We start from the raw sequence: 21,021 nt of genomic DNA, 5'->3' as shown, positions 1-21,021 counted from the left end.
TGTATATAAGTTAATTATTCTTAAAATAAAAATAAAATAGAAGGTACTAACTTCACTTAATGCCTTCTATTTCCATCTGTAACCTATTAAAATATTCTTCCATAAACTTAAGTCTTTCTTTACCAATTTCTTTTGCTTTATTTGTATATAACTTATCCGGAATTTTTTTAAACTTTACTTCATATTCAATAAAAGGTGTATGTTTAGAAACATCTTTTAACCTTCCATTTTCAACAGTATTGGATTCCATATACTCATTAAGTGGCTCTTTCCCTATTATTCTTTGCCCAAATTGTCCTGATAACATAAATGTACGAGCAATCCCAATTGCACCTATCGCATCAAGCTTATCAGAATCAAAAAGTATTTTTGCTTCTATTGTATTAGGTTCATTTCCAGTTCTAAATCTATGTGCTATAATACAATGTTTTATCCTTTGGATTTTTTCTTCTTCATATTGTAATTTCCTTAGTATATCTTCTGCAATTTCACCACCCAAGATAGCATGGTCAAGTTTTCCTGTTTTATCTTTACTCTCTTCCACTCTTGCAATGTCATGCAACAACGCTGACGGAATTAATACATCTAAATCAACATTTTCTTCATGCTTAGCAATCAATAAACAAAGGTTATAAACTCTAAATACATGATCTAAATTGTGAGCTGAACAAGTCAATTTATCCTGAACAATCTCCATAATCTTTTTCTGTTTTTCATCTATATTCATTAATATCTCTCCTATATTAAACAACCATCTTTTTACTTAACACTTCCGCTAAAGAACCATCATCTATTTCAAATACCTTACATGAACTAAAACCATTCTTTATTAATATTTTTCTAGATGCTATATTGTCAGGATCTATTGTCCCTGTAACTTGTTGTACACTCTTCACGCCTTCAGCTTTATTTAATAATTCCCTTACAATTTCACTTCCATATCCCATTCCCCAATACTCTGGTAGCAATAAATACTCAACCTCTGCAGCAGTAAAATCATCACTTATTATCAATCCACCTAAGCCTATAAAAGTATTAGTAGTAGCTTCAAACACCTTAAACTGTCCAAACTCTTCATGAATTTCATTTTTTTCTAATATACCTTTATATACTTTCTTTGCTTCTTCTAAGGTAAATACCCTGCCATAATTCATTACCATCACTTTTTCATTTGAAACTAAATCTAGAAAATATTTAAAGTCATCCTGCGAAAGAATTTTTTGAAAATATATTCTATTAATCATATATATCACTCCTAGTTTATATTATTAAACTAATATATTTATTTTTCTCCAAATGCATATATTACTGGCATATTAAAATGAAGCCCATCACCTTTGTTGAACTTTTCTAGTTCTTTGAATATATCTTTTTTAAACTCTTCAAATATATCACGACCCAAATCTTCTATTTTTTCAAATATTCCTCTAACTGCGTTGGTGCACATTTCTTGCCACCATTCTTCTTTATCCCTATACACAACATCTGTACTTTCTTCATTAACTTTAACATTTTTAAAACCTGAGTCATCTAATATTTTTTTCACATCCACTACTGTATCAAACCTTGGAATATATGGATTTTTATTCTTATTTTCTTTCTGTATGTTCGTAGGTAAATATTTATTAACTATTTCAGTTAACCACTTTTGATCTTCCTGTTTACCCCATATACTAAATGCTGCTTGTCCTCCATTCTTTAATACTCCTAGTATTCCATTTAATCTATTCTCACTAAGTAAAAGATATCCTATTCCAAATCCACAAATAACATTATCAAATGAATCTTTTTCAAAGTTTAAATTCTGAGCATTCATATTTTTAACTTCCGCATTACATATTTTCTTATTTAAAATATCTTTATGAGTTTCACTTACCATAACTTCTGAATTATCTATACCTACAGCATATCCCTCTTTACCTATTTTATCTATTGCAGCAAAAAACGAAGCACCTCTACCCATTCCAATATCTAATACTTTAGCTCCATTGTTAATCTTTGAGAGTTCAACTAATCTATTACCAAAGCTATTCCAATATTGTGGCCCTACCTTTCCAAAATCAATGGCAACCTTGTCCCATATTGTTACTAACTTCATTTTATTCCTCCAGTTACATTCCTCTATTTCTCCTATATAAATATATCACTATATCATTTTATAATACTCTATAGTCCATTGCAAAATTCAATTAATTGCTTGATTGATGATTTATCTGTAAAATCTACCACTTGCCCATAGGTTTCAAGCATCATCTTTGCTTCATCATCCATTTTATCCTCTGGCATCTTGCTTACTTTATTTTTTAATAAAGCCATCATAGACTTGTGAATAAAACCAAGATTTTTATAATCAATAGCTCCTCTAAAATGAAATAATTTAATCCTATCCTTCATTTCTTTTGTAAAATTCTTATCTATAACAGGTATAAATTGTTTAGTGTTACTTGGATTTGCAAGTCCTACAGTAAATACAACTAAATTTTTATCTTTTATCTTATCAAATGCTTTAGTAATTAATGAAATACCCAGTACTCCACTTGCATAAAGACCGCCTCCATAAATTATAGTAGAATAATTTTGCATATCCGTTACATCAATTTTAGATGCCTCAAAAATATCCGCATCAAGTGCAGTAGCAATCCATTCTGCATATTTTTTTGTTGAGCCATGTTTTGATTTATATATGACAACTGTTTTATTCATATATTTCCTCCTATTCAATTATTCTAGTTATAACATTTACTTCAATATAATATATATATAAGTAATTTATTAAATACTAACTAAATAGAATTGCTATGTTGTTCTCAACATAGCAATTTAATAATTAAAATTACACTATTAATCTTAATTTTATTAATCATATTATACTCTTGATTTCCCAGTAATATGTTCTATTTTAATTTCTACTATTTTTGCACTATCGTGTGCTCTTTCAATATATCTTTTACCTTCTTCTATGAAGCTTTGAGAATATTTTTCAATAAATTTAAAAAAAATATCTCTCTTTAAATCTCCAGTTAGTTCCTTTGCTTCTCCGAAAGCTATAATGCTTTTATATTTTGTACTAAACTTACCTGGTAACACTTCAGTATCTGTAACAACACAAAAGGATACCTTAGGATTTTTTTCAATATTATCAAGCTTGTGCCCTTCTTTAGCACAATGAAAATAAATAGTGCTATCTTGATAAACATAACTTAATGGCACGGTATAAGGATAGCCATTTTCATTAACAGTTGCTAGAATTCCATATTGTCCATTAATTAAAATTTTTTCTATATCCTCACCAAAAACTTCTCTATCCTTTTTTCTCATTTCTCTAAACACATAAACATCCCCTTTAAATCTTCTTTATAAGATCAATATACTAAAATTACCTACATAAAACTACTAAAATAACTTTCCCCGGAAATAATTAAATCTTAATTATCTCCTCCATTTTCAAATTACTTATTATCAATTATCTTCAAAAATCTATCTACATACCTTTTATCCAAATCACATAGTTCATAATTTTCTTTAGATGATGTCTTTTCAACCTTACCAGTATTAATAATAAGCTTATCAAATATCTCAAGTTCAAAATAAGTGTCTTCAAATTCACTATTAGCTTGATAAAAATTTACTTTATTACCATCATTAAAGGATGCAGTATAATAAAATTCACCCGCGCCTTTTGGAAAAATGCCAAACTTCTTTCCCTTAAATCCAGCTTCAACCTTAGAAATATCTTCATAGCAATAGGTCGTCCCCATTGGATTATAAAAACTATAGTCAGTGATCTTATTTTCTGTTACCACAGTAATTCCAGTAATGCACATATACAATAAAGCAATATTTAAAAGAATAGTTGCTACAATATTTTTCGTTGCAAAATTACAAAGATCTACAGTCCACTTTAACTCTATATTCTTAACTTTTTTATATATTCTTGAAATTAAAAATGCAATTAGTTCTACTTCAAAGAAGAAAATCAAATAACTATATGGTGGTTTAAACATAAACATTAAATATTTCTTTGGTACAAATATAGCTTCTTGTAACTTCCCTATACCTACAAAGATGGCAATGGTTAAAATTATTATAAGAGTTGAAATTAAAAATACAGAGGCTGTCCCCTTAGTCTTTTTATTAGGTTGCTTTAAATATTTTCTCCAAGTTAAAGTTAATATTACTGTACTTAATATAGCCATGATACTATTAAGTCCTATAGAATCATAATTCTTATCAGTAATATTAAGCCAAAGCCACAATAATGGCCCACTAAGCATTAAAGTACCAAACAGTTGAGCTGTTAATGAAATTTCACTTAGCTCCTTAACTTCACCTAAAAATTCAGTGAATTCTTCACTTTTAATATATTCAAAGTCATCATGATAATAATCTAAATCTGCATTAGGATTTTTCTTTACCTCCTTTAATAAAACTTCAATAGTAAATTTCTTACTTTGAATATCTAATTCACCTTTATTTAATTCTTCTAATTTTTCTTTTAAAATATTTTCTAATTGTAAGTCACCATTTTTAAACTCTCTTATCTTAGAAATTGGAATTTCTAGTTGCCTAAGAATTTTTATTCTTTTCAATTCTTTAATATTATCTTCATCATAATCCCTATATGCGTTTGAATTTCTTCTTACAGAAATTAAACCCTCACTCTCATAAAACCGAATTGTCTTAGCTGATAATCCTGTTAACAGTTTCGCATCTTTTATTTTCATCTATAGTCTCCTTTATGCGATTGATTTTAAGTATATTAGACACCTTACATCTACTGGAATGTCAACGATTTTTAGCAAAAACATAAAATTTATCTATATATTATCACCTAATTTAGCCATCAAAACCCTTGAAACCCGCATGGCGACAATAACTATTTAAATAGTTAACATTTTAAAATATTATCTATTTAACTTTTTAAAATGTTAAATAGAAAACTATGTATATAGTTTCCTATTCATATATTGATATAATTTTATCTTATTTATATATTTCACATTCTTCCAACGAATCCTTTTTTATATTTAAAAATCACAAACCTTCTTTGTCTAATCTCAATTATAATGTAATTAAATTATATAACTAGATTCACAATGCCCCAAATAATACTGTCTACTCCTTTTCTTGCCATGTCTAACGGGATATCTAAAAAATTAAACATTAGTAATACAAATATAATTAATTGACCATACCTTTCATACTTCATAAACTTAAAGTATTTCTCCTCTGGTAATAAAGCTCCAATAATTTTGGCACCATCTAGTGGTGGAAATGGTATCAAATTAAACACACCTAGTCCTATGTTGATTATATAAGTATAATTAAGAAGACTGAATATGAACAAAATCACATCTCCCCCATAACCTCCTGTGATTTTTAGAATTATTTCTATAACAAAAGCACATATAAGAGCTATTAAAAAGTTCATCATAGGACCTGCTAATCCTACCAGTGCCATGCCCTTTCTTTTATCCTTATAATAATACGGGTTTACTTGTACAGGTTTTGCCCATCCAAATCGAAAGAATAAAAGGCATAGTGTTCCTACTGGATCCAAATGTGCTAAGGGGTTTAGTGAAAGACGTCCCGTCATCTTTGGTGTTGGGTCTCCTAGCTTATAAGATACATAACCATGGGCAAATTCATGAACAGATACTGCAATAAGAATAGCAGGTATAAGATAAATTAGTTCTTTTATATTCATAATTATTTTACTCCTTTTAAACTCCTATTTTACTACGTATTGCTTCTTTATATAGTATATTATTATTAATTCGTAACATTTTCAATAAGTAATTTATTATGTTTACACATTAGTATTATTTTATCATTATTACTATTAATTTATTACATTTATTTACGTATGATTTTAAAAAGAAAAAATTCTTAGTTGCATGGCCTTGCTATACTATACTATAATAGGTAATGAAATTAGGTTTTTCTTAGATTTGGTAATTTAAAAAAGATTGATTATTTTATCTAAATTTTATGAAACTAAATATAAACAGAAAGATTAAAGGGTGTTTGATTATGGAATTTCAAAAGTGTATAGAAACAAGAAGAAGTATTCGTAACTTTAACTCAAAAAAAGTAAGTAATGATATTATAGAGGAGATAGTAAACGCTGCTGCTTATGCTCCGTCTTGGAAAAATTCTCAAGTAACTCGTTATTATGCAATTAAAGACGCTAAAGTAAAGGAAGCAATAATAGAATCAATGCCAGACTTTAATAAACCTTCATGTAAAAGCGCTCCTGTTATTATAGTATCTAGTGTAGTTAAATTTAGATCTGGTTATACTCGTGACGGTGGCTTTGACTCTGCTAAGGGTAATGGTTGGCAAATGTATGATTGTGGATTATCTAATATGATTTTCTTACTAAAAGCTAAGGAACTAGGTCTAGGTACAGTTATTCTAGGTATATTTGATGAAGCAAAGGTAACTGAAATTGTTGGAATCCCTGATACAGAGGAAATTGTTTCAATTATTCCTATCGGGTATTATGATGAAGAAGTAGCAATGCCAAAACGTAAGTTTGCAGATACTATTTTAAAAGTAATAGAATAATTATAAGAAAGCTAACTCAAAACTTGAAATGGTCCCTATGTCAAGGACATTTTGAAAAAGGCTATGCAGCTAAAAGCTGATTTCTATATTGGATAGGAGTCAGCTTTTTTAATCCCCATTGATATCTGAAATTATTATAGTAATCCATATATTTATTTATCATGGTTTGCAATTCTTCAAATGTATTGCAACCTTTATAGTCAATTTCATCTTTCATATGACCAAAGAAAGACTCCTGCGGAGCATTATCCCAACAGTTGCCACGTCTTGACATAGATTGACCTAATTTATACTTCTTCAGAAGTTTTTGAAAACGAGGACTAGTATAATGAACCCCTTGATCTGAATGAATAAATGCTTGTGAATGCAATAAATTACTATTGTTATGCATTAATGTTTCAATTGTATCTATAACAATGTCTAATCTAAGATTTTTAGTAAGATTATATGCAAGTATTTCATTTGTCGAAGCATCTTTAATCGTCGATAAATAAGCCATATGGGAAGTGCCGTACGGCATATAAGTAATATCAGTCAATAGCACTTTTCCTACAACATCTTGCTTAAATTCTCTATTTAGCAGATTGGGAACTACTGTATGTTCTTTGGTCGCCTTAATCATTCTACGGTAAGGATTTGCTTTTCTTATTGGACATTTGATATTATATTTTATCATAATTCTTTGTATACATTTTCTGTTTATAACCATATTAAAATCTTGTTCTAATACCATCTTAATAGAACGAGAACCCTTCTTATATCCTCTATGATTGAATGCTTTAAGAATTATATCCCTTAATTGTATATCTCTTTGTTCACGGTTATTACGTTGATTTTCTGAATTTAAATAATTATAATAACCAGATTTTGATACCTCGGTCAATTCACATAAGTGAGATATCATGTTTTTAAATTGATACTTAGTTGTAAGATTATAAATAATCGCAAAAATTGAGCGTGCCATTAATTTACCTTTTTTCACCTGCCTTTCTTGAAGCTCGATTTTTTTTAATAGCTCTGCCTTAGCTTTCCAATATGCAATTTCTGCATCCTTTTTTGCTATTATTTCTTCTAAAGTTAGTTCCTTAGTAGTTGGTCGTCCACTATTAAATTTTCTAGTATCCCTAAGCCCTAATTCACCTGATTTGTTATAAGCATTACGCCATCTTTTACTAGCACACCAAATTCTATGATTACCAAGTATCTCTACATCAAATCCAGCGTCTTGAAATATATCAACTGATAATTTTCCAGCACTACGTTCAGCAATAAATAAAGTTTTAAATTCATCTGTGTATGTAATTCCTTTTTCACTTACTCTTTTTACATACTTGTTGTTAGATAGAATTAAAATTTCTTCTTTCGAGAATAACTTTTTACTCATAGTATTCACAACCTTTCTGTTTTTTATTGTACACAAAAAAGAACCTATATGAATAGTCTTTTTAAAGTGTCTATTCTATAGGTTCCATTTTAACTTTGAGTTAGCCTTTTATTAAAATTCTAAAAATAATTAGTTTTAGCTTGGATCAGGTATTCTACATAATCTTATTGGCCTGCTAGAACCATTATCTCCGCAATACACTTCCGTAACTCTTATTCTTACATCTTCTGTAACTCCTCTAATTTCTATTTCATAGATATCTGGAATATTACGGAAAATAACTTCCCTACATGAGCATGGTCCTACTGTTATACTAATAATGCAAACTCTACTTATATCATTACATATATTTTTTCTGCGTATTTCCAATTCTACTGGGGTCCTAGAATTATTTCTTATATTAATAAATAAATTAGCTATTCTACATTCTCTTCTTACTCTACCGGTAGTTAAAGCAAACTTTCTTTTACAATTCATACAAGCTATTATACAGTCCAGCTTACATTGAATTTCTCTATTTCTGGCTTCTAATCTACATATGGTCTCCTTAACATTTCTTTCTATAGCTCTAACTTCCCTTTTTATCTCTGCTAATCCATAGCGTGGATTTGTAATAATATTATAAACATCTTCAATGTCTGTTTTTTTATGATGCCCCCTATCCAAAACATTTAATTTAGTGTCATCACTTTCTCCATTAATAATAGATTTTTTTAGTTCCTCCTCTGGTAAATCACCTTGACTATCAGGTATTATATCGGAAGAATTTATTATATCCTTTACTTCAATGTTCTCTATGCTATCATTTTCTATTATATATTCCATATCTTCACTTTCTCCTCTCATATATGCAAAGTATGACAGTGCTGATTCAATAACTAAGGGAAGAGTTTTATCATAGTGTCCAACATCTATATATAAACTATTTCCCTCAATCTTAAATTCACTAGATACTTCTATATTTATTTCACTATAACTTTGATAAGCACTAGATTTTAGAACCGATAATTTACATTCTTTTATATTAACTTCCGTATTTTTATCTCTATCTAGTTTAATGTCATCTATACCTTCAAAAGTCATATTAATAATTTTGGGATTTGTTCCTTGCTGAAGTATAAATTTATAATCTAGCTCTCCATTATTAAAATTAAAAACTAAATCTATACCGTGATAAATTCCTTTATACCTTATTTGTGAATAAGTAGGTACATTAAAATGATTTTTCTTTTCATCACCTTCTCCTATGATTTCAACATCAGGTAATGAATTCTTAAGTAATATATTAAAAAAATTAGTAGTTTCAGTATTCTTAGTTTCCTTTAATTGCTCTTCATCGTAATTAAGTGTTGTTACGCTATTAGTCTCTTTTAGCCCAATAATTATCTCATTTTTAAGAAACATTATAATATATCCATCATTAGTAACTGTATATTTTACATTGTTGTAATTTTGTCCACTATTAAATTCAAAGGGATAAATATTATTTGAATTTACTTTCTCATCCATATTATTTAACATTCTAAAACTCCTTTTTAATTCATTTAAAAGTTTATCATTATTAATGTATTCCAAAGCAAAATTATATGTGAAGATAAATGCATGATTATGATAAATTTTTATTCAAAAAGAACTATAGTAAGGACATACATCCTTCCTATAGTTCTTTTCATTGTTTTTGTGTTGTAATTTAAGGTTAACTGTCTACTGTAACATATTAAAAAAGTGATGATAATTTAACATGTTGGGGATATTAATAGACAGGGGATAACTTTAATAACTCTATATTTTTCCTGCCTTTTCTACACATGCCTTCATAGCTTTAATGACACTGCTACGTAAACCTGTTTCTTCTAAAACTCTTACTGCTTCTATAGTTGTACCTCCTGGAGAACATACCATATCCTTTAATTCTCCTGGATGTTTGCCTGTTTCCATTACCATCTTAGCACTGCCATAAACTGCTTGAGCTGCAAATTTATAAGCTTTATCCCTTGGCATGCCTTCCATTACTGCTGCATCTGCCATGGCTTCTATAAACATAAATACGTAAGCTGGTGAGCTTCCACTTACAGCCATAACTGCATCCATCATTCTTTCTTCTACAACTTCTGCTTTTCCAAAGCCACTTAAAATATTACATATATAATTTAATTCTTTCTCACTGACTAAAGCATTTTTACACACTCCAGTGATTCCTTCTCCTACAAGGGCTGGTGTATTTGGCATAGTTCTAACAATCTTCACAGCTCTTCCAAATTGACCTTGTAATTTTTCAAGACTTTGACCTGGTGCTATAGTTACTATGATAGTTTCATCCTTAATCACAGATGAAATTTCTTTAATTACATTATCATAATATTGAGGCTTTATAGATAAAACTACCACATGACTATTCATTGCTACTTCTTTATTATTAGCAGTAATATTTATACCTAGCTCCTTATTTGTCTTAGCTAATCCTTCAGCATATGAATCAGAAGCTATAATTTCATCTGCACTAAGAATCTTAGATGAAATAATTCCTCCGATCATAGCTTTTGCCATATTTCCACAACCAATAAATCCTAACTTCATTGCCATTCTAAAGACCCCTTTATATTTATATTTTTTATAATATGCTCCGCCTCGTATTCTCTCGGTGGAGTAACTTCCACTAACTAAATCAAAGATTTAGAGTGGGGAGAATATTATGTTGTGTGTTAAACGCGAATACAAATTTTCATATAAAGAGATTTTAAAGGCAGCTATATCTTATAAAATATATTATAAAATTTGTAAACAAAAATACAAAGTTACAAACCTATCTAGATTAATAATTGATATACTGGTATATTTACCATTATTTTCAAAACTGCTTAATAAATATTTTTGACTATTATATAATTATATTATATGTATTATATTGTGTATCAATTGTGCTAATGAGTCCTATATTTATCAGGATTACTGATAAATAATCTCAATTTCAGGTGATGAAACTAGATAATTAGGAGCATATAGAAACAATAAAACTTTATAATTTTTACGTTTTTTACGTAATTATACATTAACTCGAAGAAATATTTATTAAATTGATATAGATTTTTTCATAGAGAAAAGACAATTAAAAGTATGAAAGGTTGGAGGTAAATACTATGGAATATGAAATTATACATTTAGCAGAGGATAAATGGAAGGGAACTATAATCTCAATAGGTTATACTACAGATAAATATTATGATGTTGTAGTAAATAAAACAGATAAAGGCTTTACTATTGATATAGAAAAGAAAGACTTTAGCCAGGTAGTAACCCATACACCAGAAGAGTATGATTTTCCAGATAAGTTATATGAAGACCACTGGGAGAATGCTTATGCTTGGGGAATGTTAGTTAACGATAAATTAATTGCTGCAATTGAAACAGATCAAGAATTATGGTCTAATCGTCTAAGAATTACAGAACTTTGGGTAGCAGAAGAATATCAAAAGAAGGGAATAGGTCATGCATTAATTCAGGTTGTAAAGGAACAAGCCAGAAGAGAACGTCGTAGAGCTATTATACTAGAAACACAGTCTTGCAATGTTAATGCAGTGGATTTTTATCAGCATGAAGGATTTACTTTGATTGGTATGGATACTTGCTGCTATAGGAATAATGACTTACAAAGAAAAGAAGTTAGATTAGAATTTGGATGGTTTCCAGAAGAAAAGAAAAAGTTAAATGATAAAGAGGTAGAAATTAGAATGGAAACAGAGGATGATTGGTACAATGTGGAGCTGATGACACAGCGTGCTTTTTGGAACAAACATCATCTTGGCTGTGACGAACATTACCTAGTGCATAAATTACGTAAGAATAAAGACTATCTTCCAGAGCTCAGCAGAATAGCAGTAAAGGATGGTAAGGTAATAGGATGTATAATGTATTCAAAGGCAAAGATTGTTGATGGTGTAGATACCCATGAAATTATAACCTTTGGTCCTCTTTGTGTAGAGCCTAAATGGCAAGGAAGTGGAGTTGGTGAGCTGTTGTTAAGGGAAACAATGAAGCTAGCTACAAATAGAGGATATAAAGGTATTGTAATTTTTGGAGAACCAGATTATTATCCTCGAATAGGATTTAAAACCTGTGATAATTTTAATATTACAACTGCTGATGGTAAAAACTTTGATGCATTTATGGGAATTGAATTAGCAGAAGATAGTATGAAAGGTATAAAAGGAAAATTCTATGAATCGGAAGTTTTTGAAAATCTACCTAAGGTAGAAGTTGAAGAATATAATAAAAAATTTCCAAAGCTACAAAAATTAAGATTTCCAGGCCAATGGGATTGATTAAATATTAAAGGATAGGGCGAAATAATATCAATATAAAAAGGTAGATTGGCAGAAATGAATAAAGGAATTAAGTTAGTATTTAAAGCAACTTTAGGTTGTCAAATTTGTTATACTTAATTGGTAGAAACATGATAATACTATCAGTATACTTACACAAGAGGTGATTATACAATGAGTTTTCAAGAACAATTACAAACCCTTAGAAAAGCAAAGGGTCTATCACAAGAAAAGTTAGCTGAAGTTTTAGGTATATCAAGGCAAGCAGTTGCAAAATGGGAAGTAGGTCAATCTTATCCGGATATAGCTAGACTGATTGCACTAAGTGATTATTTTAAAGTAAGCATTGATAAACTAGTTAATGATTATGAAGAAAATTGTCGCTTATGTATAGAAGAGCATAGCGATAATGATATAAATGAAAATATAATTGATTTCTTATGCAGGGCTAAAAAAGCTACATATGCTGGAGAGGGGACAGAGAGTGAATCTTCAAGACCAAATTCTCATGACTTAGAATATGTAGAAGAAAACTTGAAATATATTGATACATATTTAGGTGGAGAGAGGTTCGCAGGGGAGGAAGCACTATGGCAAGATGATATTCCATTTTGGTCAATGAATTATATTGGTAGAATTTTAGATGAAAGATTTTTAGGGAGCTTTTTAAAGGAAGCCTTGAGTTTAGTAACTAAGGAGAATCCATATAGAGGTCCTATTATTTATCAAAATGGGCAGTATAAATATCATTGTATAATAAATGGAGAATTTAAATGGTTTCAAGGACATGAGGAAATATATTTTGATGATATCAAGGTTTATGAGTGTTATTTCCATGGCGGAACAATTAAATAGTTAAAATAAATATAAGAGGGATGAATATGATTATGAAATTAAACAGAAATGATTTATGTTGGTGCGAAAGTGGATTGAAATATAAAAACTGTCATTTAGAATTTGATGAAAAGTTAAGTGATTTAAAAAGAAAAGGTCATATAGTACCAACTAGAAACCTCATAAAAACAAAAGCACAAATTGAAGGAATAAGAAAGAGTGCTGAGATTAATAATGGTCTTTTAGACTTAATTAGTGAAAACATTAAGGAAGGTATGACAACAGAAGAAATAAATAAATTAGCACATGAATATACAGTATCCAATGGAGGAATTCCAGCTACTCTTAATTATGATGGATTTCCTAAAAGCATTTGTATATCAATAAATAATGTGGTATGCCATGGAATACCTAGTGATGATGTAATTCTAAAAAATGGTGATATTGTAAATGTTGATGCAACAACTATTCTTAATGGATATTATTCAGATGCATCAAGGATGTTTATGATTGGTGAAGTGGATGAAGAAGCTAAGAAGTTAGTTGAAGTAACTAAAGAATGTTTAAATAGAGGTTTAGAAGCAGTTAAACCTTGGGGATTCTTAGGAGATATTGGAGCTGTAATTCAAGAATATGCAGAAAGTAATAGTTATTCAGTAGTTAGGGAATTCGGTGGACATGGAGTAGGCTTAGATATTCATGAAGAACCATTTGTTTCTCATTTGGGAAAAAGAGGAACAGGTATGGTTTTAGTACCCGGTATGATATTTACTATTGAACCAATGATAAATGCTGGAAGTAATGAAATATTTATAGATGAAGATGACGGGTGGACCGTTTTTACCGATGACGATTCTCTTTCAGCACAATGGGAACACACAGTACTTGTAACTGAAGATGGTATAGAGATAATTTCTAGATAGAGCAAGTGATAAAAGCCCNNGTAGAAAAAGAAGCGTAAAATGGAATCTATTATAGAAGAAAGCTAATAAAAGAAATGGGAATCTTTTGTATTAGCTTTCTTTAAATCTAGAGTAAGTTATATTAATGATGGGATAATTAATTAAATTGTAGTAAATACTTCTCCTTCAGAAAGTCTTGATTTAGGTAATTGTGCATTGAAATCATCATCAGCTTTGTATCCTAAAGGAACTAATGCTACAGCGGTGAATCCTTTTTCAGTTAATCCTAATTCTTCATTTAAAACTTTAGCATCAAATCCTTCCATAGGTACTGCATCTATTCCAAGGGCAGCAGAGCCAAGTAGTAAGCTACCAATATTTAAGTAAACTTGTTTATCCATCCAATGTTGTAAGTCATTGTAGTCATTTTTATGGAAGTTAACAAATGTGCTACGTCCCACATGCATACCATTTTTGGCTTCTTCGTTTGCAAAACGTCCATCTTGATCTTCTTTTTCTAAGATATGTTGTAAGTAATCTTCATCCATTGAAGTTCTTGCGCAAAGTACAACTACATCTGATGCATTGAGTACTTTTTCATCGTTAAAAGCGTAAAATCCTTGAGTACTTTTGCTTATTTGTTTTTTCCCTTTTTCACTTGAAGCTATTATAAAATGCCATGGTTGAGCATTAACACTTGAAGCACTAAGCCTTAAAAGTTCTTTAATTTGTTTCATATCTTCTGTTGAAATTTTTCTTGTATTATCAAATTTTTTAGTTGAGTAACGTCTTTCCATTATTTCTATTAAGTTCATATTATATATCTCCTTTTTATTCAAAAATAGTTTATATTAATTTTATAAATTTACAAAGGCTTACTTGTTTGTCGCCCTTGTATGCTATAATAATATCAATATACTGTTATATGAACAAGTATGCACTTAAAAGTAAGTACTATCCAAAAGGATAGTGATATCAAAAAGGAGAGTTATATGAATAATAAAGAAATAGAAATAAAAAATTGTAGTGAACTGTGCCCTATGGAATTTGCAATGACTCAGATATCAGGGAAATGGAAACTAGTTATTTTATGGCATATTTATGATAGTGAAGTTATGAGATATGGTGAGTTAAAGAGAGCTGTAAGTGGAATTACAGATAAAATGTTAAGTAATCAGTTGAAAGAGTTAGTTAGTGATAACATAATACATAAGGAAGTTTATGAGGAGATTCCGCCAAAGGTAGAATATACTTTAACTGAATACGGAAAATCATTAATACCTATAATGGAAATGTTATTTAAGTGGGGAAAAGAGCAATTAATAAGATTAAATAATGAAAAATAGCTTTTAAGTAAAACTGATAATAATAATTTTAAAAGTTAATTATAAAGGAGAGAGAGTTATGGAGCATGTAGAGCATACCTTTGAAGCTGTATTCGATAAAAATTCAAAAATTCTTATTTTAGGAACATTGCCATCTGTTAAATCAAGAGAGGCAGATTTTTATTATGGTCATCCACAAAATAGATTTTGGAAAGTTATCGGAGCAATAACTCGATGCTCTGAATATAGAACTATTGATGAAAAAAAGAAAATGTTATTAGAAAATAATATTGCAATATGGGATACAATAGCTTCCTGTGATATCATAGGTTCAAGTGATTCTAGTATTAAAAATGTAGTCCCATCAGATTTAACTAGTATTTTAGATAATAGCAATATTAAGAAGATCTATGTTAATGGTGGCAAGGCATATCAACTTTATAATAGATATTCATTAAAGAAAACAGGCATAGAAGCTATTAAACTTCCATCAACTAGTCCTGCAAATGCAAGATTTAGTCTTGATAAGTTAATAGAAGAATGGCAAGTGATAAAAGAATTTATATATTAATTAAAACCTCACTTGAAGTAGCTACGGAAAACCATAGCATAAGTAAGTGAGGTAAAAAGTATGAAAGGTATAAAACTTATAAAAGCTTAGAAAGAAGCAAATAGAACTCTCCACTATATCACCAGACTTACCACAAGTGTTACTATAATAACATGGAGGTGTAAATAGCATGGATAGGATATATAAAACAGCAGAAGTAGCCAAAAGAGTTGGTGTACATTCCAACACTGTACGCTTGTACGAAAAGCTTGAATTAATACCAAAGGCGAATAGATTAGCAAATGGTTATAGAGTATTTACTGACTATCATATAGAACAGTTTAACCTTGCTAGAACTGCCTTTAAAGTAGAGATTCTGCAAAACAGGCTTAGAAAGAAGATAATCAACGTTGTTAAGTTATCTGCCAAAGGGGAGTTTCAAGAAGCAATTAATTGTATAAATGAATATATAAATCAGATAAAGCAAGAGCGCAAAAATGCAGAAGAGGCCATAGAACTTTCAAAGAAGCTTTTAGTAGGGATAGATGTTAGAGGTAATTCTATATTTTTTGCAAGAAAGCAAACTGCAGACTATCTTCAAGTTACAATGGACACATTAAGAAATTGGGAGATGAATGGTTTACTTACTGTTAAGAGAAAACAGAATGGATATCGGGTTTATACTGAAAGTGATATTAATAGATTAAAAATAATACGCACCTTACGTTGCGCTAATTATTCCCTTTCAGCAATTTTAAGAATGATTAATGCAATATTAGAAAGCAAGGAAATTGATATTAGAGAGGTAATTGATAAACCTAAAGAGGATGAGGACATTGTTACAGCATGTGGATAAGCTTATTACTTCCTTAAGTGATGCTGAAAAAAATGCAATTAGTATATTGACGCAATTAGAATTTATGAAAAACAAATTTAATACAAACGCTACACTTTAACACCAGACTTCGTGATGGTGTTATTCTTTTATCAAAAGGAGGGAATAACACATGGAAGTAATAAAAGTTCATAATCTTTATAAAGCCTATGGGGATGTTCAAGTGGTGAATGATGTTAGTTTAATGGTAAAAAAGGGTGAGGTATTTGGACTGCTTGGGGCTAATGGTGTATGGAAGAGTACTACCATAGAGTGTATTTTAGGTACAAAGAATTTTGATAATGGGCAGGTATCTATCCTAGATATGAATCCTCAAAAAGAAAGGAAACGGCTATTTCAGAAGGTTGGGGTTCAGTTTCAAGAATCTAATTATCAAGATAAGATTACAGTGAAAGAGTTGTGTGAAATAACAGAAGTTCTTTATAGAAATCAATTAGATTGCAATAAATTATTAGAGCAATTTGACCTTCAAGATAAGGTTAAAAATCTAATAAGCGAACTATCTGGAGACGAAAAGCAACGATTATTTATTATCCTAGCATTAATTCCCAACCCAGAGGTAGTATTTCTTGATGAGCTTACAACAGGGCTAGATGTAAAGGCTAGAAGAGATGTATAGAAGTGCTTATAACTGTGATTTTAGGTGTTATTTATGGAAATAAACCCGCATTTCCTGGAGCAGATTATACATTCATGGAACAATCCTTTGCAGATGTATCAACCATTGCAATATGTGCAGGTGGCATCATGGGATTGCCATTAGTATTGTCTGAGTATCGTCATAGAAAGATATTAAAAAGATTTAAAGTAACACCAGTTAGCCCATCTATGATTTTAGTAGTTCAAGGAGTAATCTATGCTTTATATGCCATTGTTTCATTAATACTTGTTTATTTAACAGCAAAAACATTTTTCAAGTTTCAATTTAGAGGCTCATGGATAAACTTTTTAGGAGCTTATGCATTAGTAATGACATCAATGTTCAGCATTGGATTTATGGTGGGGGGAATAGCGAAAAATAATAAATTAGAATTCAAAAAAGCAGTCTGAATAAGGCTGCTTTTTCACCGTGGTTAGTAAATAATTTCAGAGATTTTTCATCTCTATCTTTATATCCATCTTCCATATATTCAATAGCTCAGTTTTCAAATATAGCTTAATATGCGACAGAAAAAGGATGATAGTCAGGCACCATAGATGAATTGAATTTCAACTAAAAGCTAAAGAATTCATATTTTAGCAAGAGGTTAACTTCTATATCAATACTGAGAAACTTCTTATTCTATATAGTTTAATGTAACATCTGTATAAAAAGATACCACTTATAAACAATAACTAACCACTTAATGTTATTATATTTACAATGGGAAAAATAGTTAATATAATAAAAATGTGGGGAGTGAAAATATGAAAATACGAATTGAGGTAGATAATAAAATAAACGAAAATGAAGTTATTATTAGATGTAGTGAACTTAGTGAAGATGTTAAAAATATTCAAATTATGCTTCACGATATGCTATCATACAATAAATGTATAACTTTTTATAGAGGTGATACTGAATATTATCTTTCTTTGGAAGAAATATTGTTTTTTGAAACTGAAGAAAATAAGATTTGTGCACATACCATCGACAATATATATAACGTGAAATATAAGCTTTACGAACTTGAAGAGTTTTTGCCAGGATATTTTATGCGAGTTTCAAAATCAACAATTCTAAATACAAATCATATTTACTCCATAACACATAATCTATCATCATCAAGTAAGGTCGAATTTCAAAATACTCACAAACAGGTATATGTTTCAAGATATTATTATAAACCACTAAAAATTAAATTATTAGAAAAGAGGAAATGAGATGAAAAAAGAAAGAATTTTTTGGGGAGTTTTATTTATACTAATAGGTATTTTCTTGATTATAAGTAAGCTTGGATACTTTCCTAATGTGAATGTATTTAGTTTGCTGTTAACGTTTTTTTTAGTAGTAGTTATTGTGAAAAGTTTACTACGTCTTAATTTTGCAGGTATTTTGTTTCCTATTGCATTTATTTGTATAATATATGATAAGCAATTAGGGATTACAATTATTACACCTTGGACTGTATTGATTGTAGCACTACTTGGAAGTATTGGTTTTTCTATGATTTTTCATAAATCTACTAAATGGGTTAATGTGGAATGTGATTATGAAGATTACAAGTTTGAAAAAATTGATGTGGAAGATGAAAGCCATGTTAGATTTAAAAATTCATTTAGTGGTAGTACAAAATATATAAATACAGATAATTTTGAGCAAGCAGATTTTATGTGTTCTTTTGGAGCTCTGAAGGTGTATTTTGATAATGCAACCATGAGTAATAATAATGCTATAATTAGAATTAATGCTTCTTTTTCAGGAATAGAACTATATATACCTAAAAATTGGAAGGTTGAGAATAAAACTAATGTATTCTTAGCTGCTATTGATGAAAAGAATAGAAACAATGAAATAACAACAAATACTTTAACATTAGTTGGGGATATTAATTTTTCAGGAGTAGAAATAATTTATATCTAAATAAATAACTTTAATACCTGTGCACTTTATGCATAGGTATTGTATTTTAAATAGTATGTCTTATAACTGTTAGGGATAACCATATCACAAATAAATGAGATTTTTAGTCTTAACCACTGATATTACTTGGTTAAGACTATTTTTATAAGTGAAAAAATCGTATCATAAGCAATAATATATTTACAAAATATGTTACAATAAAAATGTGAATAAGTTTTAAATGAAAGATAAATTAGAATTTGTAAGAGAGGAAAATTAAAATATGTGTACTGATTTTATTAACTTAACAACAGAAAATCTTGCGGATGAACATTTATGCTGTATTATACGCAGTAAAAAACCCCATCGAGGTATTGATGAAAAACGACAATGGCTTTCTGATAGATTAAATGAAGGTCATGTTTTTAGAAAGTTAAATGAAAAGGCAACAGTTTTTATTGAATATGCTCCTCTTGAAACAGCTTGGGTTTCTATAACTGGTGATAACTATTACTATATATATTGCTTATGGGTTTCTGGTAGTTATAAAGGAAAAGGGTATGGAAAATTACTAATGGAGTATTGTTTGGCAGATGCAAGAGAAAAGGGTAAATCAGGCATTTGTATGCTCGGAGCAAAGAAACAAAAACATTGGCTTTCTGATCAATCATTTGTGAAGAAGTTTGGTTTTGAGGTTGTCGATACTACCGATAATGGATATGAACTGCTTGCACTTTCTTTTGATGGAACAATACCAAAGTTCACACAAAATGCTAAAAAACAAGAAATTAAGTGTAAAGATTTAATAATTTATTATGATATGCAATGCCCTTATATATATCAAAACATTGAGAAGATAAAACAGTATTGTGAAATGAATGATGTTCCTGTATCTTTAATTCAAGTGGATACACTACAAAAAGCAAAGGAATTGCCTTGTGTTTTTAATAACTATGGTGTGTTTTATAAAGGAAAATTTGAGACGGTGAATTTATTAGATATTGGAAGTTTAGAGAGAATACTCAAGAAATGATAATGCAATTATTATAAGAAGTAATGTGTTTACAAAATATGTTATAATAGAAGAATAGGATTATAGCGGATGTAAATGTTAAATAATATTTTCTTATAAGTGAGGTTTTCACAAATTTTCGATAATTGAAAATAAGAGATAATACGTAGAATATAAAGTTTCTCTTCCATAAGTTATAATGTGGTTGAGAAATTTTTTTATTTCAATGATTTACCAAATCATTTATGTGAGATATAATAATTAGTAATACTCCATAGAAAATGTAAATTAATAAAAACAGTAAAATGAGAGATTTAAGAATAAATTTGAAGGGTAAGGCAGATTAACTATTACAAAGAAAGAGGTGCTTAAATGGAAGATATTAAAATCGGCTCATCATTATTATTCGGCGGTTATAATTGGCGTGTGCTTGACATACAAAACAATACGGTTTTGATTATAACCGAAGATATTATAGAACAACGCCCTTACCATGATGCTTATAAAGATATAACATGGGCTGACTGCGCGTTAAGAAAATATCTTAATGGTGAATTTTATGACAAATTCAACGCAACTGATAAATCAAGAATAATTTCGGTAATAAATAAAAATCTTGACAATCAGTGGTATGGTTCAAAGGGTGGAGCAGATACGCAAGACAGTATATTTTTATTAAGCATTGAGG

General features: G+C 29.4%; 21 protein-coding genes and 3 pseudogenes. 13 read left to right on the top strand and 11 right to left on the bottom strand.

Going from position 1 to position 21,021, the window contains the following annotated elements:
- Positions 1–52 precede the first annotated feature (52 nt).
- The 7 genes from B3630_RS09535 to B3630_RS09505 all read right to left on the bottom strand — a co-directional run bounded on the left by B3630_RS09535 (position 53) and on the right by B3630_RS09505 (position 5,707).
- Positions 53–727 (bottom strand): HD domain-containing protein, encoded by a 675-nt coding sequence (locus B3630_RS09535; RefSeq protein ID WP_346897596.1) that lies wholly within the window; start codon positions 725–727, stop codon positions 53–55.
- A 16-nt stretch (positions 728–743) separates the two neighbouring features.
- Complete coding sequence (locus B3630_RS09530) at positions 744–1,244, bottom strand: GNAT family N-acetyltransferase (RefSeq protein WP_346897594.1); 501 nt, start codon at positions 1,242–1,244, stop codon at positions 744–746.
- Positions 1,245–1,282: 38 nt separating this feature from the next.
- Positions 1,283–2,098, bottom strand: coding sequence for a class I SAM-dependent methyltransferase (locus B3630_RS09525; protein ID WP_346897592.1), 816 nt, complete (start codon positions 2,096–2,098; stop codon positions 1,283–1,285).
- Between the two features lie 68 nt (positions 2,099–2,166).
- Positions 2,167–2,703: a flavodoxin domain-containing protein gene (locus B3630_RS09520; RefSeq protein WP_346897590.1), complete on the bottom strand. Its 537-nt coding sequence runs from the start codon at positions 2,701–2,703 to the stop codon at positions 2,167–2,169.
- 162 nt (positions 2,704–2,865) lie between these two features.
- Positions 2,866–3,330 (bottom strand): pyridoxamine 5'-phosphate oxidase family protein, encoded by a 465-nt coding sequence (locus B3630_RS09515; RefSeq protein WP_346897588.1) that lies wholly within the window; start codon positions 3,328–3,330, stop codon positions 2,866–2,868.
- Positions 3,331–3,449: 119 nt separating this feature from the next.
- Positions 3,450–4,724 carry a MerR family transcriptional regulator gene (locus B3630_RS09510; protein WP_346897586.1) on the bottom strand — a complete coding sequence of 425 codons (1,275 nt, stop codon included), beginning with the start codon at positions 4,722–4,724 and terminating at the stop codon, positions 3,450–3,452.
- A gap of 353 nt (positions 4,725–5,077) precedes the next feature.
- On the bottom strand, positions 5,078–5,707 hold the full coding sequence (locus B3630_RS09505; RefSeq protein ID WP_346897584.1) for a site-2 protease family protein: 630 nt from the start codon (positions 5,705–5,707) through the stop codon (positions 5,078–5,080).
- 326 nt (positions 5,708–6,033) lie between these two features.
- Here B3630_RS09505 and B3630_RS09500 point away from each other — a divergent pair, with 326 nt between their 5' ends.
- Positions 6,034–6,570 (top strand): nitroreductase family protein, encoded by a 537-nt coding sequence (locus B3630_RS09500; RefSeq protein ID WP_346897582.1) that lies wholly within the window; start codon positions 6,034–6,036, stop codon positions 6,568–6,570.
- A 61-nt stretch (positions 6,571–6,631) separates the two neighbouring features.
- Here the strand turns inward: B3630_RS09500 and B3630_RS09495 are convergent, their stop codons facing one another.
- The 3 genes from B3630_RS09495 to proC form a co-directional block, all read right to left on the bottom strand.
- Positions 6,632–7,954 (bottom strand): IS3 family transposase, encoded by a 1,323-nt coding sequence (locus B3630_RS09495; RefSeq protein ID WP_346897580.1) that lies wholly within the window; start codon positions 7,952–7,954, stop codon positions 6,632–6,634.
- A 135-nt stretch (positions 7,955–8,089) separates the two neighbouring features.
- On the bottom strand, positions 8,090–9,475 hold the full coding sequence (locus B3630_RS09490; RefSeq protein WP_346897578.1) for a hypothetical protein: 1,386 nt from the start codon (positions 9,473–9,475) through the stop codon (positions 8,090–8,092).
- Positions 9,476–9,736: 261 nt separating this feature from the next.
- A complete protein-coding gene (gene proC / locus B3630_RS09485; protein WP_346897576.1) occupies positions 9,737–10,537 on the bottom strand; it encodes a pyrroline-5-carboxylate reductase in 801 nt (266 codons plus the stop codon).
- 554 nt (positions 10,538–11,091) lie between these two features.
- Between proC and B3630_RS09480 the strand changes: the two genes are divergently transcribed.
- The 3 genes from B3630_RS09480 to B3630_RS09470 all read left to right on the top strand — a co-directional run bounded on the left by B3630_RS09480 (position 11,092) and on the right by B3630_RS09470 (position 14,030).
- Positions 11,092–12,273 carry a GNAT family N-acetyltransferase gene (locus tag B3630_RS09480; protein WP_346897574.1) on the top strand — a complete coding sequence of 394 codons (1,182 nt, stop codon included), beginning with the start codon at positions 11,092–11,094 and terminating at the stop codon, positions 12,271–12,273.
- Between the two features lie 174 nt (positions 12,274–12,447).
- Complete coding sequence (locus B3630_RS09475; protein WP_346897572.1) at positions 12,448–13,128, top strand: DUF5680 domain-containing protein; 681 nt, start codon at positions 12,448–12,450, stop codon at positions 13,126–13,128.
- A gap of 32 nt (positions 13,129–13,160) precedes the next feature.
- Entirely contained in the window at positions 13,161–14,030 is an 870-nt protein-coding gene (locus B3630_RS09470; protein WP_346897616.1) for a methionyl aminopeptidase, read from the top strand.
- A 140-nt stretch (positions 14,031–14,170) separates the two neighbouring features.
- On the opposite strand, the gene nfsB is transcribed toward B3630_RS09470, so the two are convergent.
- On the bottom strand, positions 14,171–14,824 hold the full coding sequence (nfsB, locus tag B3630_RS09465) for an oxygen-insensitive NAD(P)H nitroreductase (RefSeq protein WP_346897570.1): 654 nt from the start codon (positions 14,822–14,824) through the stop codon (positions 14,171–14,173).
- A 177-nt stretch (positions 14,825–15,001) separates the two neighbouring features.
- Between nfsB and B3630_RS09460 the strand changes: the two genes are divergently transcribed.
- The 9 genes and pseudogenes from B3630_RS09460 to B3630_RS09420 all read left to right on the top strand — a co-directional run.
- A complete protein-coding gene (locus tag B3630_RS09460; protein WP_346897568.1) occupies positions 15,002–15,355 on the top strand; it encodes a helix-turn-helix domain-containing protein in 354 nt (117 codons plus the stop codon).
- A gap of 58 nt (positions 15,356–15,413) precedes the next feature.
- The gene (locus tag B3630_RS09455; protein WP_346897566.1) at positions 15,414–15,905 is read left to right on the top strand and encodes a DNA-deoxyinosine glycosylase; all 492 of its coding nucleotides are present in this window, start codon (positions 15,414–15,416) and stop codon (positions 15,903–15,905) included.
- A gap of 169 nt (positions 15,906–16,074) precedes the next feature.
- Positions 16,075–16,840, top strand: a pseudogene (locus tag B3630_RS09450) (MerR family transcriptional regulator).
- A 51-nt stretch (positions 16,841–16,891) separates the two neighbouring features.
- Positions 16,892–17,395, top strand: a pseudogene (locus B3630_RS09445) (ATP-binding cassette domain-containing protein); the annotation flags it as partial.
- A pseudogene (locus B3630_RS09440) lies at positions 17,392–17,808 on the top strand (ABC transporter permease); the annotation flags it as partial. The pseudogenes B3630_RS09445 and B3630_RS09440, both read left to right, overlap by 4 nt.
- Positions 17,809–18,186: 378 nt before the next feature.
- Complete coding sequence (locus tag B3630_RS09435) at positions 18,187–18,642, top strand: LytTR family DNA-binding domain-containing protein (protein ID WP_346897564.1); 456 nt, start codon at positions 18,187–18,189, stop codon at positions 18,640–18,642.
- Between the two features lies 1 nt (position 18,643).
- Positions 18,644–19,342 carry a LiaF transmembrane domain-containing protein gene (locus tag B3630_RS09430; protein ID WP_346897562.1) on the top strand — a complete coding sequence of 233 codons (699 nt, stop codon included), beginning with the start codon at positions 18,644–18,646 and terminating at the stop codon, positions 19,340–19,342.
- Between the two features lie 262 nt (positions 19,343–19,604).
- Entirely contained in the window at positions 19,605–20,354 is a 750-nt protein-coding gene (locus tag B3630_RS09425) for a GNAT family N-acetyltransferase (protein WP_346897560.1), read from the top strand.
- A 351-nt stretch (positions 20,355–20,705) separates the two neighbouring features.
- Positions 20,706–21,021 (top strand): DUF6273 domain-containing protein (locus tag B3630_RS09420; protein ID WP_346897558.1); only part of this gene is annotated, 316 nt, incomplete at its 3' end.

It is taken from the genome of Clostridium sp. UBA7503, from assembly GCF_002477055.1.
Taxonomy (GTDB): Bacteria; Bacillota; Clostridia; order Clostridiales; family Clostridiaceae; genus Clostridium_J; species Clostridium_J sulfidigenes.
This window is presented reverse-complemented; position numbering and strand designations above follow the sequence as displayed.